The sequence below is a fragment of the Actinoplanes sp. NPDC049802 genome, from assembly GCF_040656595.1.
Classification (GTDB): domain Bacteria; phylum Actinomycetota; class Actinomycetes; order Mycobacteriales; family Micromonosporaceae; genus Actinoplanes.
In genome coordinates this window covers 12,899-27,897 of sequence record NZ_JBFAMR010000002.1, presented here as the reverse complement: position 1 = coordinate 27,897, position 14,999 = coordinate 12,899, and the positions used below count along the sequence as shown (strand labels likewise).

The 14,999-nt window shown below is 70.8% G+C and carries 12 protein-coding genes; 10 read left to right on the top strand and 2 right to left on the bottom strand.

Annotated features, from left to right (window positions below):
* The first annotated feature begins 249 nt into the window (after positions 1–249).
* The 5 genes from AB0I88_RS01620 (at position 250) to araA (ending at position 6,470) form a co-directional block, all read left to right on the top strand.
* Complete coding sequence (locus tag AB0I88_RS01620; protein WP_361017160.1) at positions 250–1,233, top strand: ABC transporter substrate-binding protein; 984 nt, start codon at positions 250–252, stop codon at positions 1,231–1,233.
* A 70-nt stretch (positions 1,234–1,303) separates the two neighbouring features.
* On the top strand, positions 1,304–2,830 hold the full coding sequence (locus tag AB0I88_RS01615) for a sugar ABC transporter ATP-binding protein (RefSeq protein ID WP_361017158.1): 1,527 nt from the start codon (positions 1,304–1,306) through the stop codon (positions 2,828–2,830).
* Entirely contained in the window at positions 2,827–3,849 is a 1,023-nt protein-coding gene (locus tag AB0I88_RS01610) for an ABC transporter permease (protein WP_361017156.1), read from the top strand. The genes AB0I88_RS01615 and AB0I88_RS01610 overlap by 4 nt, the downstream gene beginning before the upstream one ends.
* 85 nt (positions 3,850–3,934) lie before the next feature.
* Positions 3,935–4,951 (top strand): galactofuranose ABC transporter, permease protein YjfF, encoded by a 1,017-nt coding sequence (gene yjfF, locus AB0I88_RS01605; RefSeq protein ID WP_361017154.1) that lies wholly within the window; start codon positions 3,935–3,937, stop codon positions 4,949–4,951.
* A gap of 37 nt (positions 4,952–4,988) precedes the next feature.
* A complete protein-coding gene (gene araA / locus AB0I88_RS01600; protein ID WP_361017153.1) occupies positions 4,989–6,470 on the top strand; it encodes an L-arabinose isomerase in 1,482 nt (493 codons plus the stop codon).
* A gap of 21 nt (positions 6,471–6,491) precedes the next feature.
* Here araA and AB0I88_RS01595 read toward each other — a convergent pair whose 3' ends face one another.
* Positions 6,492–7,154 (bottom strand): LamG domain-containing protein, encoded by a 663-nt coding sequence (locus AB0I88_RS01595; protein ID WP_361017151.1) that lies wholly within the window; start codon positions 7,152–7,154, stop codon positions 6,492–6,494.
* 275 nt (positions 7,155–7,429) lie between these two features.
* On the opposite strand from AB0I88_RS01595, the gene AB0I88_RS01590 reads away from it, so the two are divergent.
* Positions 7,430–8,077, top strand: a complete 648-nt coding sequence (locus AB0I88_RS01590) for a hypothetical protein (RefSeq protein ID WP_361017150.1) — start codon at positions 7,430–7,432, stop codon at positions 8,075–8,077.
* 4 nt (positions 8,078–8,081) lie between these two features.
* Here the strand turns inward: AB0I88_RS01590 and AB0I88_RS01585 are convergent, their stop codons facing one another.
* On the bottom strand, positions 8,082–9,710 hold the full coding sequence (locus AB0I88_RS01585; protein ID WP_361017149.1) for an amidohydrolase: 1,629 nt from the start codon (positions 9,708–9,710) through the stop codon (positions 8,082–8,084).
* Positions 9,711–9,800: 90 nt separating this feature from the next.
* Here AB0I88_RS01585 and AB0I88_RS01580 point away from each other — a divergent pair, with 90 nt between their 5' ends.
* The 4 genes from AB0I88_RS01580 (at position 9,801) to AB0I88_RS01565 (ending at position 14,987) form a co-directional block, all read left to right on the top strand.
* A complete protein-coding gene (locus AB0I88_RS01580) occupies positions 9,801–11,405 on the top strand; it encodes an AAA domain-containing protein (RefSeq protein ID WP_361017147.1) in 1,605 nt (534 codons plus the stop codon).
* A complete protein-coding gene (locus tag AB0I88_RS01575) occupies positions 11,398–12,138 on the top strand; it encodes a hypothetical protein (protein WP_361017146.1) in 741 nt (246 codons plus the stop codon). Before AB0I88_RS01580 ends, AB0I88_RS01575 begins: the two co-directional genes overlap by 8 nt.
* A 67-nt stretch (positions 12,139–12,205) precedes the next feature.
* Complete coding sequence (locus AB0I88_RS01570) at positions 12,206–12,754, top strand: helix-turn-helix domain-containing protein (protein WP_361017144.1); 549 nt, start codon at positions 12,206–12,208, stop codon at positions 12,752–12,754.
* A 34-nt stretch (positions 12,755–12,788) separates the two neighbouring features.
* Positions 12,789–14,987, top strand: coding sequence for an MMPL family transporter (locus AB0I88_RS01565; protein WP_361017142.1), 2,199 nt, complete (start codon positions 12,789–12,791; stop codon positions 14,985–14,987).
* Positions 14,988–14,999 lie beyond the last annotated feature (12 nt).

Here is a 14,999-nt window from a genome sequence, read left to right as displayed (position 1 = left end):
CCGGCGCCGGCTCAGTTGTCGCCATTGGATGATTCCTAGCAGCTTGTGTCCGATCACCGGCGGTGACGTGGGCGTTCTTGCAACCTTTACGAAACAGCGATCCCGATCTCTTGACGAGCGCGTTGAGAACGGTAACACTCCTGAAACGCAAGCTGTGATGGCGATCGCAACACACCGCGATCTTCGCGGCCAGGAGTGCGTGCGCTTCAGCCGCTACTTATTTGTGAACGGTAACAGTTTCGGGAGGTTATGGTGCGCAGGAACTACGCGGCCGCAGTGCTCGGTGGGCTCATGCTGGTGTCCTCGCTCGCCGGTTGCGGCGACAGTGGAAGCAGCGGCTCCGAGGGCGGCGACGACAAGCTGGTTCTCGGTTTCTCCCAGGTGGGTGCCGAGAGTGGCTGGCGTACCGCGAACACCAAGTCGATCCAGGACTCGGCCGCGGCCGCCGGGATCGAGCTGAAGTTCTCCGACGCGCAGGGTAAGCAGGAGAACCAGATCTCCGCTATCCGTAGCTTCATCACGCAGAAGGTCGATGTCATCGCCTTCTCGCCGGTGGTCACCTCCGGCTGGGACGCGGTGCTCAAGGAGGCCAAGGACGCCGGCATCCCGGTCATCCTGACCGACCGCGCCGTCGACTCGCAGGACACCTCGCTGTACGCGTCGTTCATCGGCTCGGACTTCGTCGAGGAGGGCAAGAAGGCCGGCGAGTGGCTGGTCGCCGAGACCAAGGGCAAGACCGAGCCGGTCAACATCGTGGAGCTGCAGGGCACCACCGGTTCCGCCCCGGCCCTGGACCGGCAGAAGGGCTTCGCCGAGGTCATCGCGGCGAACCCGAACCTGAAGATCGTCAAGTCCCAGACCGGTGACTTCAAGCGGGCCGACGGCAAGACGGTCATGGAGACCTTCCTGCAGTCCGTCCCGGACATCGACGTGCTTTACGCTCACAACGACGACATGGGTCTCGGCGCCATCGAGGCGATCGAGGCCGCCGGCAAGAAGCCCGGCACCGATATCAAGATCATCACTGTGGACGCCGTCAAGGACGGTATGACCGCCCTGGCCGATGGCAAGATCAACTTCATCGTCGAGTGCAGCCCGCTCCTCGGCCCGCAGCTGATGGAGCTGGCCCAGAAGGTCGACAAGGGCGAGACGGTGGAGAAGCGGGTTCTCACCAAGGAGACCACCTTCACCCAGGAGCAGGCCAAGACCGAGCTCCCCAACCGCCAGTACTGATTGATCTGCTCGCGGGCCGCCCCGGCCGGCACCGGCCGGGGCGCCTGCGGCGCTCGAAACGGAGCACTCAATGGGCGAGCAGTCCCCGGTCCTCGAGATGACCGGGATCAGAAAAGTCTTTCCCGGCGTCGTCGCCCTCGACGGCGTCGATTTCCGCATGTTCCCGGGTGAGATCCACGCCCTCATGGGCGAGAACGGCGCCGGCAAGTCCACCCTGATCAAGGTCCTGACCGGCGTCTACACCATCGACGGCGGCGAGATCAAGCTCGGTGGCGCCCCGGTGAGCATCGCCGGGCCGCTGCAGGCCCAGCAGGCCGGCGTCAGCACGGTCTACCAGGAGGTCAACCTCTGCACCAACCTCTCGGTGGCGGAGAACATCTTCATCGGCCGTGAGCCGCGTAAGTTCGGCAAGATCCAATGGGGCAAGATGCGGCGCCGTGCCGCGGAGCTGCTCGCCCGGCTCGACCTCGACCTCGACGTGTCGGCGCCGCTCAGCACCTACTCGCTGGCGATCCAGCAGATGGTGGCGATCGCGCGCGCGGTCGACGTCGAGGCACGGGTGCTGATCCTCGACGAGCCCACCTCCAGCCTGGACGCCTCCGAGGTGGAGCAACTCTTCCGGGTCATGCGCCGGCTCAAGGAGAACGGCACCGCGATCCTGTTCGTGTCGCACTTCCTGGACCAGATCTTCGAGATCTCCGACCGGCTCACCGTGCTGCGCAACGGCCAGCTGATCGGCGAGTACCGGGTCGAGGAGCTGACCCAGGTCCAGCTCGTCGAGAAGATGATCGGCAAGGAGCTCGCGACGCTGGAGAGCCTGGAGGACAAGGCACAGCGCAACCGCGAGCGCGCGGCCGAAGCCAAGCCCGTCCTGGAGGCCAAGGGCCTGGGCCGGACCGGCGCCATCTCCCCGTACGACCTGACGATCAACGAGGGCGAGGTCGTCGGGCTGGCCGGTCTGCTCGGCTCCGGGCGTACCGAGCTGGCCCGTCTGCTGTTCGGCGCGGACAAGGCCGACCAGGGCGACCTGCGGGTGGCCGGCAAGCCGGTGACCCTGCGCAGCCCGCAGGTCGCGATGAGGCACGGGATCGCCTTCTCCTCGGAGAACCGGCGCACCGAAGGCATCATCGGCGAGCTCAGCGTCCGGGAGAACATCATCCTGGCCTTGCAGGCGGCCCGGGGCTGGACCCGGCCGATCCCGCGCAAGAAGCAGGACGAGATCGTCGACAAGTACATCAAGGCCCTGCAGATCCGGCCCGCCGACCCGGAGCGCCCGGTGCGCAACCTCAGCGGCGGCAACCAGCAGAAGGTGCTGCTGGCCCGGTGGCTGATCACCGAGCCCAAGCTTCTGATCATCGACGAGCCGACCCGTGGCATCGACGTCGGCGCCAAGGCGGAGATCCAGAAGCTGGTCGCCGAGCTGTCCGACGGCGGCATGGCGGTGCTCTTCGTCAGCGCCGAGCTGGAGGAGGTCCTCCGGCTCAGCCACAAGATCGCCGTGCTGCGTGACCGGCGGCTCGTCGAGGAGCTGGAGAACACCGCCGGAGTGGACGCCGACCGCATCATGCAGACCATCGCCAGCGGAGCTACCTCATGACCAGCATTCTCAAGAACCGGTTGTTCTGGCCCGCGGCGATCCTGGTGGTGCTGCTGGTCATCAACATGTTCACCTCACAGCAGTTCATCACCGTTCAGGACGGGCACCTGTTCGGCACGTTCATCGACATCCTGCGGGGCAGCGCGCCGCTGATCCTGGTGGCCCTCGGCATGACGCTGGTCATCGCCACCGGTGGCATCGACCTGTCGGTCGGCTCGGTGATGGCCATCTCCGGAGCCGTGGCGTGTCTGCTGATCAGCGACGCCGACGACCAGAACAGCCTCGGTACGGTCCTGCTCGCCATCGTGATCGCGATCGCCGTGTCGATGGCCCTGGGCGTGTGGAACGGCACGCTCGTCGCCGTCGTCGGTATCCAGCCGATCATCGCCACCCTGATCCTCATGGTGGCCGGCCGCGGTGTGGCCCAGCTGATCACCGACGGTCAGATCATCAACGTGCGGTCCGACCCGTACAACGAGATGGCCTCGGGCTTCCTGCTGGCCATGCCGGTGGCGTTCCTGATCGCGGTGGCCGCCGTGGCGCTGACCCTGGCGCTGACCCGGCGCACCGCGCTGGGCCTGCTGCTGGAGTCGGTCGGCGGCAGCCCGACGGCGAGCCGGCTGGCCGGCATCGGCGCCCGGCGGATCACCATCATGGTGTACGCCGTGGCGGGCGGCTTCGCCGGTCTGGCCGGCCTCATCTACAGCGCCGACATCAACAGCGCGGACAGCATCTCGGCCGGCAACCTGATCGAGCTGGACGCCATCCTGGCCGTGGTCATCGGCGGCACCGCGCTGACCGGCGGCCGGTTCTCCATCCTCGGCACGGTTCTCGGCGCGGTCCTCATCCAGACGCTGCGGGTGACCGTGGTGGCGCTCGACATCCCGGCCGAGGCCAACCTGCTGTTCAAGTCCGTCGTCGTGGTGGCGCTCTGCCTGTCGCAGTCCCCGGACTTCCGGGCGAAGGTGTTCGGGCGCTTCAAGGCACGTCCCGCCGTTCGAGCGGAGGTTACGGCATGACCGACTGCACCGAGCGGCACTCGGCGGAAGCGTTCAACGGCCTCGCTGGCGAGGGCCGGGAGGGCATGCCCAAGGAGGGCACAGCATGACCACCGTCGACATGACTCCTACCACCAAGGGGACGCCCACCAACCGGCGTTACCGGGGGTACCGGGGGAACACGAAGTACCTGCCGATCATCGCGACGCTGTCGCTGCTGGCGATCATGTACACCAGCGGCGTGGTCAACTACGAGAACTTCGGCGACCCGAGCGTCTTCGTCAACCTGTTCCGTGACAACGCCGTGCTGCTGGTGGTCGCGGTCGGGATGACGTTCGTGATCCTCACCGGTGGCATCGACCTGTCGGTCGGCGCGGTCATCTCGCTGACCACCGTGCTGACGGCGACCATGCTGAAGGCCGGCTGGGCTCCGCAGGTGGTGCTCCCGGCGGTTCTGCTCCTCGGCGCCCTGATCGGCGCCGGGCAGGGCGCGGTCATCCACTTCTTCAAGGTGGAGCCGTTCATCGCCACCCTGGCCGGGCTGTTCCTGGCCCGGGGTGCGGCGCTGACCATCAACGAGGAGTCGATCCCGATCCGCGACGACATGTGGCGGGCGATGTCGGATTACCGGATCGTGCTCGCCGAGGGTGTCGTCACCAAGCCGATCGCGGTCGTCGCGCTGCTGTCGGTGTTGATCGCGGCGGTGACGCTGGCCTGGACCCGGTTCGGCCGCAACGTCTACGCGATCGGTGGCAACGCGGATTCGGCTCTGCTCATGGGTCTGCCGGTGGGCCGTACGAAGATCGCCGTCTACACCCTGAGCGGTTTCACGGCGGCTCTCGGCGGTGTGCTGTTCAGCATCAACTCCACCTCCGGCTGGGCCCTGCAGGGCAACGGCCTGGAGCTGGACGCGATCGCGGCGTGCGTCATCGGCGGTGTGCTGCTGACCGGCGGCCAGGGCTACATCTGGGGCACGCTGCTCGGCGTGCTGGTCACCGGCCTCATCCAGACGATCATCAACTTCCAGGGTGACCTCAACTCGGCCTGGACCCGGATCATCGTCGGCGTCCTGCTCTTCGCCTTCATCGTGCTGCAGCGCATCGTCACGAGAAAGGCGAAATGAACCACATGAACAGTGAAACGTGCGAGAAGGGCGTCAAATGAGCAACGGTGAAATCTGGTTCCTCACCGGTAGCCAGGGGCTGTACGGGCCGGAGACTCTGGAGCAGGTCGCGTCCCAGTCCCGGGAGATCGCCGCGAAGCTGGACGCCCAGCTCGACGCCGACGTCGTCTGGCAGCCGGTGCTCACCAGCCCGGAGCAGATCCTGGACGTCTGCCGGCGGGCGTCTTCGACGCCCGGTGTGCTGGGCGTGATCACGTGGATGCACACGTTCTCCCCGGCGAAGATGTGGATCGCCGGTCTGGACGCGCTGCGTGCCCCGCTGCTGCACCTGCACACGCAGCACAACGTCGAGCTGCCGTGGTCCGAGATCGACATGGACTTCATGAACCTCAACCAGGCCGCCCACGGCGACCGGGAGTTCGGGTTCATCGAGGCCCGGCTCGGGGTGCCGCGCAAGACGGTGGCCGGTCACGTCAGCAACCCGGCCGTGGTCGCCCGGATCGCCACCTGGGTGAAGGCGGCCCGCGGCTACTCGGCGATGCGCAACCTCAAGCTGGCCCGTTTCGGCGACAACATGCGCGACGTGGCGGTGACCGAGGGCGACAAGGTCGAGGCGCAGCTGCGGTTCGGCGTCTCGGTCAACACGTACGGGGTGAACGACCTGGTAGCCGTCGTGGACCAGGTGCTCGACTCGGAGATCGACAAGCTGGTCGAGGAGTACAAGGACACCTACGAGGTGGCCCCGGAGCTGCTCGGGGACCGGCTCGACTCGCTGCGCTACGGCGCCCGGATCGAGCTGGGCCTGCGGCAGTTCCTGACCGAGGGCGGCTTCAAGGCGTTCACCTCGAACTTCGAGGACCTCGGCGGGCTGCGCCAGCTGCCCGGCCTCGCGGTCCAGCGGCTGATGGCCGACGGGTACGGGTTCGGCGGCGAGGGCGACTGGAAGACGTCGGTCCTGGTGCACACGCTCAAGGCGATGGCCCCGGGCGGCGGCACCTCCTTCATGGAGGACTACACCTATGACCTGACGCCGGGCAACGAGGTCATCCTCGGCGCCCACATGCTGGAGGTGTGCCCGACGATCGCGTCCGGCACCCCGAAGCTGGAGATCCACCCGCTCGGCATCGGCGGCCGGGAGGACCCGGTCCGTCTGGTCTTCGACGCGGCGCCCGGCCGGGCCGTGGTGCTCGGGCTGGCCGATCTGGGCGAGCGGTTCCGTCTGGTGGCCAACGAGATCGAGGTGGTTCCGCCGACCGCGCCGCTGCCGAAGCTGCCGGTCGCCCGGGCGGTCTGGAAGCCGGCCCCGTCGCTGTCCACGTCGGCCGAGTGCTGGCTGACCGCGGGCGGCCCGCACCACACCGTGCTGTCGTCGGCGGTGGGCGCGGAGGAGCTGGCCGACCTGGCCGAGATGGTGGGCACCGAGCTGCTGGTGATCGACGAGTCGACCACCACCCGCTCGTTCGCCAAGGAGGTGCGCTGGAACCAGGCGTACCACCGCCTGGCCCGGGGTTTCCGCTGACGTCGCGGTGATCGAGGCGGCTCAGGCCGCCTCGATCATGATCCAGTCGAGGTCGCCGGCGTAGTAGTCGCAGCCGACCTCGATCTGGTCGCAGTCCAGTTTGCCGCCGATGGTGACCGGCCACGTGTTGGCGATGGAGCCGGTCCATCCGGCCCGGGCCGCCACCTCCTGCCCGTCGATGAGCAGCGCCACCCCGTCCCGGATCCGCAGGCAGCGCACGATGTGCCAGTCGCCGTCGTTGATCCGGTACGGCGACCACAGCTCGATGGTCCCCGTCGAGCCCCGGTACGTGCAGGTCGGCCGCCCGCTCGGGATCTGCATCTTGAAGCTCCCGCCGGGCACGGTGGCCTGGCCCTTCTGGATGATGTTGCCGAACTTGTGGGTGGTCCTGAGGCGTACCGTGACGGCGAAGTCGCGGGTGCCGGGGTCCAGGTCCGCGTGGTCGGCGACGCTGACCAGATGGCCGGGCCGGGCGGGCGGGGTGTCCGGTTCCCGCCGTTCGAACCGGTAGCCGCGGCCGGACCCGGTGGCCAGACCTGTGCCGACGTCCGGTCCGATCCGCCCGTGATGGCCGCGCCCGGTGGTGTCGACCATCCAGCGGGTCCCGCGGCTCTCGTCCATGGACCAGACTGCCATCTCGTACCCGCCGGCCGCTTCGGCGGATCCGGGGAGAGCGGTGAACATGCAGGTCAGTGCGGCCGTGACGGCCCATGCGCGGCGGTGTCCCAAGGTTTGTCCTCACGGCGTCGAGGGTGTGATTGGTTTGATCCTAATGCGACGGATGTCCAGATCGCCGGAGATTTGCGAAGTGGCCCTCGCGAACCTCGAGTTCAGCTTGGTAGCATCCGCCGATCATGGCCGGGAGCCGTCGCTGTGAACCCCCCGGACCCACCCCTGCAGAGAAGGATCGTGTCGAAGTGCTGCTCAATGGGACTAACGGTGAGACCTCGGAGCATGCGGTGATCGCCCCGAGCCCCGGCCTGCCGAACCAGGCCCTCCAGGTGCTGGCCCTCGCCCAGCGCACGGCCGAGGAACACGTCGCGAGCGCCCAGCACCACGCGGACAAGATCCGTACGGACGCGCTGGCCGCCGCCGAGCAGATCGCCCGCGACGCCCAGGCCCACGCCAACAACGTGCGCCGCGAGGCCGACCGGGTGCTGGCCGAGGCCCGCGCCGGCGCCGAGCAGATGGCCCGGGACGCTCAGGCCCGCGCCGAGGAGGCCCGGCGCACCGCCGAGAAGATCGTCGCGGACGCCCGCAACCGGGCCGAGACGATCAACGCCGACGCGATCGCCGGCGCCGAGCAGCTCAAGCATCAGGCCCAGCAGCGCTACGACGACGTGGTCGGCAGCCTGGGCGCCAAGCGGGAGGCCCTGCAGCAGCAGATCGAGGCGCTGGAGCAGTTCGACCGTGAGTACCGTGGCCGGCTCACCGCCTTCATGCAGAGCCAGCTGCGGGCCCTGTGGGTGGACGCGCCGCAGATGAGCGAGTACGTCGAGGAGGAGCCGGTCGCCGAGGTCCTCGAAGCCGGCCCCGCCCAGGCCCGGCACGCGCACGGCGAGGCCGCGGACGACGACCAGGACGACGAGGACGACGACGACCGCTGACCCGTCAGCCGCCGTGGACGAGATTCCCGTCGACGAAGGTCATCGCGACCCGGGCGCCGGCGATCTCGTCCGGCGGCGCGGCGAACGGGTCCCGGTCCAGGACCACCAGGTCGGCACGGTTGCCGGGACGGACCGTTCCGGTGTCGTCGAGCCGGTTCACGTACGCCGAGCCGGCCGTGTAGGCGGCCAGCGCGCCTGCCAGGTCCAGCCGCTGCGCCGGCAGGAACGGCCCGAGGTCGCTGCCCTGGTGGATCCGGTTCACCGCGACGTGGATCGCCTGCAACGGGTCGGGCGTGCTGACCGGCCAGTCGCTGCCGCACGCCAGATGCGCCCCGGCCCGCCACAGGTCGCCGAACGGGTACTGCCGGTCCACCAGCGCCGGGTCCAGGAACGGGATGGTCAGGTCGTCCATCTGCGGCTCGTGCGACGCCCAGTAGGCCTGCAGGTTGGCCGTCGCGCCCAGCGCCCGGAACCGTCCGACGTCGTCCGGGTGCACCACCTGGAGGTGGGCCAGATGCGGCCGGGTGTCGCGGAAACCGTTCGCCGCCCGGGCCGCGGCCACCGCGTCCAGCGCGTCGCGTACCGCCCGGTCGCCGAGCGCGTGGAAGTGCACCTGGAAGCCGTGCGCGTCCAGTTCGGTGACGAATCCCGGCAGGAGCGCGGGGTCGATGAACGACAGCCCGCGGTTGGTGGTGGCGTGGCCGCACCCGTCCCGGTACGGCTCGGTCATCGCGGCCGTGAAGTTCTCCGCCACCCCGTCCAGCATCAGTTTCACGCTGTCGCAGCGCAGCCGGCCCACGCTGTACCGTTCCCGCTTCGCCAGCAGCCCGGGGATCTGCTCGGCGCCCAGGTCGCGGTCCCACCACAGCGCGCCCACCACGGTCGCGGTCAGCCAGCCCCCGGTCGCCGCGGCCAGATAGGCGTCGGCCACGTCGGGATAGCCGTTGGTGGCGCACACCATGGCGTCCTGCCAGGCGGTGATCCCCAGCGAGTGCAGCAGCGCCTGTGCCCGCCGCAGCCCGGCGATCCGGTCCGCCGTGGTCACCTCCGGCAGCAGGTCGCCGACCAGCTCCATGGCGCCCTCCTGGAGGCCGCCGGCCGGTGAGCCGTCCGGGTTCCGGTCGATCCGCCCGTGGGCCGGATCCGGGCTGTCCGCCGTGATCCCGGCGAGCTCCAGGGCACGGCTGTTCACCCAGGCGCCGTGGTGATCCCGGTTGATCAGATACACCGGCCGGTCCGGAACGACCCGGTCCAGCAGCTCCTTGGCCGGAACCCCGCCGGGGAAGCTCTCCATCGACCAGCCGCCGCCGACGATCCACTCCAGGCCGGGGTGGGCCTGCGCGTACGCCGCGACCCGCCGCAGGTACTCCGCCGGGTCGGTGGTCTCGGTCAGGTCGCACTGGTTCAGCTCGACGCCGCCCATCACGGCGTGCACGTGCGCGTCCTGGAAACCGGGCAGCAGCAGGCGCCCGGCCAGATCCACCACCTCGGTACGCGGACCGCGCAACCCGCCGAGGTCGTCGCCGACCGCGATGATCCGGCCGGCCCGGACCGCCACCGAGGTGGCCGGCCCGGCACCGGCGGAGAACACCGGCCCGCCGGTGAGGAGCAGGTCAGCGTGATCATGGGACATTCGGCGACTCCGATCTGTACGACGGCGGCGACGCCTCATTCAATCGTGGTGCGTTTGATGGCCCGCACGCGGCACAACTATGGTGGTCGGATGGCGTCGACCCTTGTCGATCTAGAGCAGTCGCCGTACCGGAACGAGGGGTTCTGCGCCGTCCTGGAACTGGCCGTCGCGGCCGCCCGCGAGCTGGGCCCCGGCGGCGACCGGGCCCGCCCGCCACGGGACGCCGGCCTCGACGAGCGTGTCCAGCGGGAGGCGATCCTGCGGCTGCGCTCCGGCGCCACCGCCAATCCCGGGCTGCTGCCGCTGCTGGCCGAGGGGCGGTTCGCCGCGTTCGGCGCGGACGTCCCGGCGTCCCTCGGCGAGGTGGGGCGGGCGCTGGCCGTACCGGATGTGTTCTGCCTGGTCGCGACGCCCGGCACGGCACGCACCCGGACCGTCTGCGAGATCGTGCGCTCGGCCGCGGAACGCGGCGAACGGGTGCTGCTCACCGCGCCCACACCGCCGCTGGTCGACGCCGTCATCGCCGCCCTGCCCGACGGCGCCACCGTCATCCGCACCGATCAGACCGGGTCCGGGCCGGGCAGCATCGACGCCGCGTCCGCCGCCGTGCAACAGCGCATCCTGTCCCGTTCGCAAGCCGCCGCCCGTGCCCTCGAACCCTGGCTCGGCGACCCGTCCCCGGCCACCGGCTGGCTGCGCCGGCTCGACACCGCGCTCACCGAGGCGGCCGAGGCTCAGGAACGGGCCGGGCGTGCCGCCGCGCACCGGGAGGCGACCGCGCGGGCCGCACGGGACCGGCTCGGCGCCCCGCTCGCCGCCCTCGAACGCGAGCTCGCGACGGCCGAGCGGGCCGCCGCGGCGACGGCCCGGGAGGTGGAGCTGCTCACCGCCGCGCTGCGCCGCGCCGAGACCTCCCGGCTGCGCCGGTGGCGGACCGGACGGCCGCGGACCATGCTGAGCGACGCGGTCCGGCGTGCGGCCGCTGCCCGGTCGGCCCTTTCCCGGACCCGTTCGGCGTACGAGGAGGGCGCCCGCGATACGAGGACGGCGATCGAGAACGACAGCGTGGTGCGGGCCGCCGCCGAACGCGCCGCGTTCGCCGACCTGGCCGCCCGGCGCGCCCTGGAGTCCGCCGAACGCTCCGCCCACCAGCTCACCCGGATGCTCGACGGCGTGCTGGGCCGGCCCGACTGGACCGCCGACCACGCGGGGCTCACCGGCTTCGCGGACCGCTGCCGGACGCTGGAGCCGACCCTGCGCGGCCGGGCCGGGCTGCTGCGCGAGTGGCGCCAGCGGGCCGCCCGCCCCAGCCGGCAGCTGCACGCCGAACTGCTCCGGTACGCCGATGTGATCGCCACCTCCTGCCTCGGCGCCGGCCGCCCGGAGCACGCCGACCTGGAGTTCGACCTGGTCGTCGTCGAGGACGCGTCCCGGGTGCCGGTGCCGGCCGCGCTCGTGCCGCTGGTCCGGGCCCGGCGGGCCGTGCTGGTCGGCGAGACCGGGCGCCCGCCGTTGCGCGACCTCGAGTCGGTGCGGGCCTGGGTGTCCGCCCGCTGCCCGGCCGGGACGGACGCCGCGGAGCTGACCGCCCTGCTCACCGGCAGCGTGTTCGACCGGGTCGCGGCCCGTGCCCCGGAGCCCAACCGGGCCGGTCTCGATCACCTTCCACCGGTTCCGGAGCGCCCGGGTGACTGAGGCCGCACACCTGCCGATGCGGGAGGTGGTCCGCCGGGCCGGGGCGCTTCCCGGCGTACGGCCCCGGCGTTTCGTTCCGCTGCTGCTGCCGATGTGGGCGGTCGACGTGGTGGCCACCGTCCGGGAGGCGCATCCGTACGACGTCTTCGACCGCTATCTGAGCCGGGCGGTCGCCGAGGCCGGCCTGACCCGCCCCGCCGAGCTGGCCGCCTTCTTCGGGGTGGAGCCGGCGCTGGTGATCCGAACCGCCCGGTTCCTGGAGCGGATCGGTCACCTGCGGCGCGACGGCGACGAGCTGACCCTGACCGAACTCGGACACCAGTCGATCAAAGACGGGCGCCGGTACCTGCTCACGCGGGGCCGCCGGATCACGCTGCGGTTCGACGGGCGCGGTGGCGAGCCGGTGCCGTACGCCCACGCCACCCACGCGGTGTGGCTGAGCGAACCCGTGCTGGAACTGCCCGACGGCACCGTCTTCGCGCCGGTCGGCCCCGCCCGGCCACTGCCGTCGAACGCGGTGGAGCTGCTGCTCGACCGTCCGGACGTCGCCGACTTCACCGGACCGGCGGTGCCCGTCGAGGTGGCCGCTGCCGAGCCCCGGCCGGTGTGGCTGCCGGTCTACGCGGTCGAGTGCGAGGACGGCCCGCTGGTGTTCGGCTGGGCGGTGGACGGCCCGGACCCGTACCTGCTGGATGTTTACCGTCGCCACGCTGGGCAATCAGAAGCGGACTGACAGGAGTGTGGGGACCGACACGGTCCCTCCCGGACCAGGTTGGTCCATAACGGTCTACGGTGGTCCCATGCCTCGCCTCACCAGGCAGCAGATCGACGACGAGATCCTCGAAGCCGCGGCGCACCTCTTCGCCCGGCACGGGCTCAAGGAGACCTCGGTCCAGCGGATCGCGGACACGGTCGGCTACTCCAAGACCGGCCTGCTGCACCGTTTCCCGACCAAGGAGGCGCTCCAGACCGCGGTGATCGATCGCTGCGTCGAGCAGATCCGTGACACCGCCTCCGGTGTGGCGGAGCTGCCTCCCGGCCCCCGACGGGACCGGGCCGTCCTCACCGGGCTGGCCGACCTCGCGATCGCCCAGCCCGGCATGGTCGCCCTGCTGCTCTCCTCCCTGCTCAGCGAGCGGGAGAGCGAGATCGGCGAGGCCCTCGCGGTGATCGGCCGAGCCCTGGCCGACGCCTTCGGCGATGACCTGCACGCCTACAGCGAGCGGGCTCTGCGGGTCACCGGAGCGCTCGGCGCCGTCGCCGTCGCCAGCATCGCCCTCTGCGGCCGGCTCACCGCCGACGCCTCGCCCCGCCTCGCCGAGGTCGGGTTCGACGCGCTCGGTCATTGAAGCCCACAGCCCCACACGGAAAAAGGAACCTCTCATGGCAACGCTTCTGCACCGGCTCGGGCTGGCGTCAGTACGGCACCGGATACTCGTCACGATCGCCTGGCTGGTGGCACTGGCCGCCGTCGGCGTCGGGGCGGCCACGCTCTCCGGTGACACGGCCCACTCGTTCAAGATCCCCGGCCAGGAGTCGACGACCGCCCTCACCCTGATGAAAGAGAGGTTCGGGGAGGCTTCGGCCGGCGCCACCGTCCAGGTGGTCCTGGAAGCCCCGGCCGGCCAGAAGATCACCGACCCGGCGAACGCCGCCAAGGTGGCCGGGATCGTGGCCGACCTCAGCAGACTGCCCGGCGCGGTGAGCGCGTCCAACCCGCTCGACCCGAAGGCACCGACCGTCTCCCGGGACCAAGCGGCCGCCTACAGCGCGGTCCGCTACCAGGTGCAGCCGTCCGAGGTCACCGACGAGCAGCGGGAGGCCGTCACCGCGGCGGTCGAGCGGGCCCGCGCCAGTGGCCTCACCGTCGATGCCCGCGGCGAGGCGCTGAGCAACCCGGCCGACATCGGCGGGGCCTCCGAGATCCTCGGCGTCGTGGTGGCCCTGATCGTGCTGGCCCTCACCTACGGCTCGCTGGTCGCCGCCGGGATGAACCTGCTGACCGCGATCGCCGGCGTCGGCATCGGCGCGGCCGGCATCCTCACCCTCACCGGCTTCACCGAACTGCAGTCCACCACCCCGATCCTCGCCGTCATGCTCGGCCTCGCGGTCGGCATCGACTACGCGCTGTTCATCATCACCCGGTTCCGGCACGAGCTGCGCCGCGGCCTGTCCGTGGACGCCGCCGCCGCGATGGCCGTCGGCACCGCCGGCGCGGCCGTCGTCACCGCCGGCCTCACCGTGGTCATCGCCCTGGTCGGCCTCTCCGTCGTCGGGATCCCCTTCCTCTCCGAGATGGGCATCGCGGCCGCCGTCACCATCGTGATCGCCGTCCTGGTCGCGATCACCCTGGTCCCGGCGATCCTCGGCTTCGTCGGCCGGCGCGCGCTGCCCCGCAAGGTGCGCGACGTCCCGCTCGGCGACGACGGTGGCGTCCCGGACGGGCGCGGCTTCATCCGCGGCTGGGCCCGGCTGGTCACCCAGCAGCGCTGGCTCAGCCTGATCGCCGCGGTCGCCGCCCTCGCGGTCATCGCCATCCCGTTCTTCTCGATGAAGACCACCCTGGCCCAGCGCGCCCCCGAGGGCAGCACCCAGGCCCGCGCCCAGGCGATCATCGACAGCCGCTTCGGCCCCGGCGTCAGCAGCCCGCTGCTCGTCCTGATCGACGGGCCCGCCGCCGTCGAGTACGCGCCCCAGGTGCAGAAACACCTCACCAAGGTGCTGCCGAAGGGCACCCTGGTGCTGCCGCCGCAGCCCAACCAGGACGCCTCGGCCGCCCTCGTCACGATCATTCCGGCCACCGGCCCGGAAGACGACCGGACCGTCGACGTGGTCCACGAGATCCGTGACTCGGTCGACGACACCGAGGGCGCGGACGTCTACGTCACCGGCAACACCGCGGTCAGCATCGACGTGTCGCAGAAACTGAACGACGCCCTCCCGGTCTACCTGGCGCTCGTCGTCGGCCTGGCGTTCGTGCTGCTGGTGCTGGTCTTCCGCTCGCTGCTGGTGCCGGTCGTCGGCGTGCTCGGCTTCCTGCTCACCATCGGCGCCGCGTTCGGCGCGACGGTCGCGGTCTTCCAGTGGGGCTGGGCCGCCGACGCGGTCAACGCCGGCTCCACCGGCCCGATCCTCAGCCTCGCGCCGATCATCATCGTCGGCATCCTGTTCGGCCTGGCCATGGACTACCAGGTCTTCCTGGTGTCCCGGATGCACGAGGCGCACGCCCACGGCGCGGCGCCCCGCGAGGCCATCGTCACCGGGTTCCGGCAGGCGGCCCCGGTCGTCATCGCCGCCGCGACCATCATGTTCGCGGTCTTCGCCGCGTTCGTCCCGGAGGGCAACGACACCATCAAGCCGATCGCGTTCGCCCTGGCCGTGGGTATCGCCTTCGACGCGTTCATCGTCCGGATGGTCGCCGTGCCGGCCGCTCTCGCCCTGCTCGGCCGCTCCGCCTGGTGGCTGCCGTCCTGGCTGCGCTGGCTGCCCGAACTCGACGTGGAGGGTGCCGCCCTGGAACGCCACCCGCCGGTCGTCGACCCGGTCCCGTCGCACTCCGAGCCCTACGCGACCTCCGTCTGACCCCGTCACCAC

Excerpts from the sequence above, each read along its gene's own strand:
- AB0I88_RS01620 (WP_361017160.1), top strand. The coding sequence starts at position 250 with ATGGTGCGCAGGAACTACGCGGCCGCAGTGCTCGGTGGGCTCATGCTG.
- AB0I88_RS01615 (WP_361017158.1), top strand. The coding sequence starts at position 1,304 with ATGGGCGAGCAGTCCCCGGTCCTCGAGATGACCGGGATCAGAAAAGTC.
- AB0I88_RS01610 (WP_361017156.1), top strand. The coding sequence starts at position 2,827 with ATGACCAGCATTCTCAAGAACCGGTTGTTCTGGCCCGCGGCGATCCTG.
- yjfF (WP_361017154.1), top strand. The coding sequence starts at position 3,935 with ATGACCACCGTCGACATGACTCCTACCACCAAGGGGACGCCCACCAAC.
- araA (WP_361017153.1), top strand. The coding sequence starts at position 4,989 with ATGAGCAACGGTGAAATCTGGTTCCTCACCGGTAGCCAGGGGCTGTAC.
- AB0I88_RS01595 (WP_361017151.1), bottom strand. The coding sequence starts at position 7,154 with ATGTTCACCGCTCTCCCCGGATCCGCCGAAGCGGCCGGCGGGTACGAG.
- AB0I88_RS01585 (WP_361017149.1), bottom strand. The coding sequence starts at position 9,710 with ATGTCCCATGATCACGCTGACCTGCTCCTCACCGGCGGGCCGGTGTTC.
- AB0I88_RS01580 (WP_361017147.1), top strand. The coding sequence starts at position 9,801 with ATGGCGTCGACCCTTGTCGATCTAGAGCAGTCGCCGTACCGGAACGAG.
- AB0I88_RS01570 (WP_361017144.1), top strand. The coding sequence starts at position 12,206 with ATGCCTCGCCTCACCAGGCAGCAGATCGACGACGAGATCCTCGAAGCC.
- AB0I88_RS01565 (WP_361017142.1), top strand. The coding sequence starts at position 12,789 with ATGGCAACGCTTCTGCACCGGCTCGGGCTGGCGTCAGTACGGCACCGG.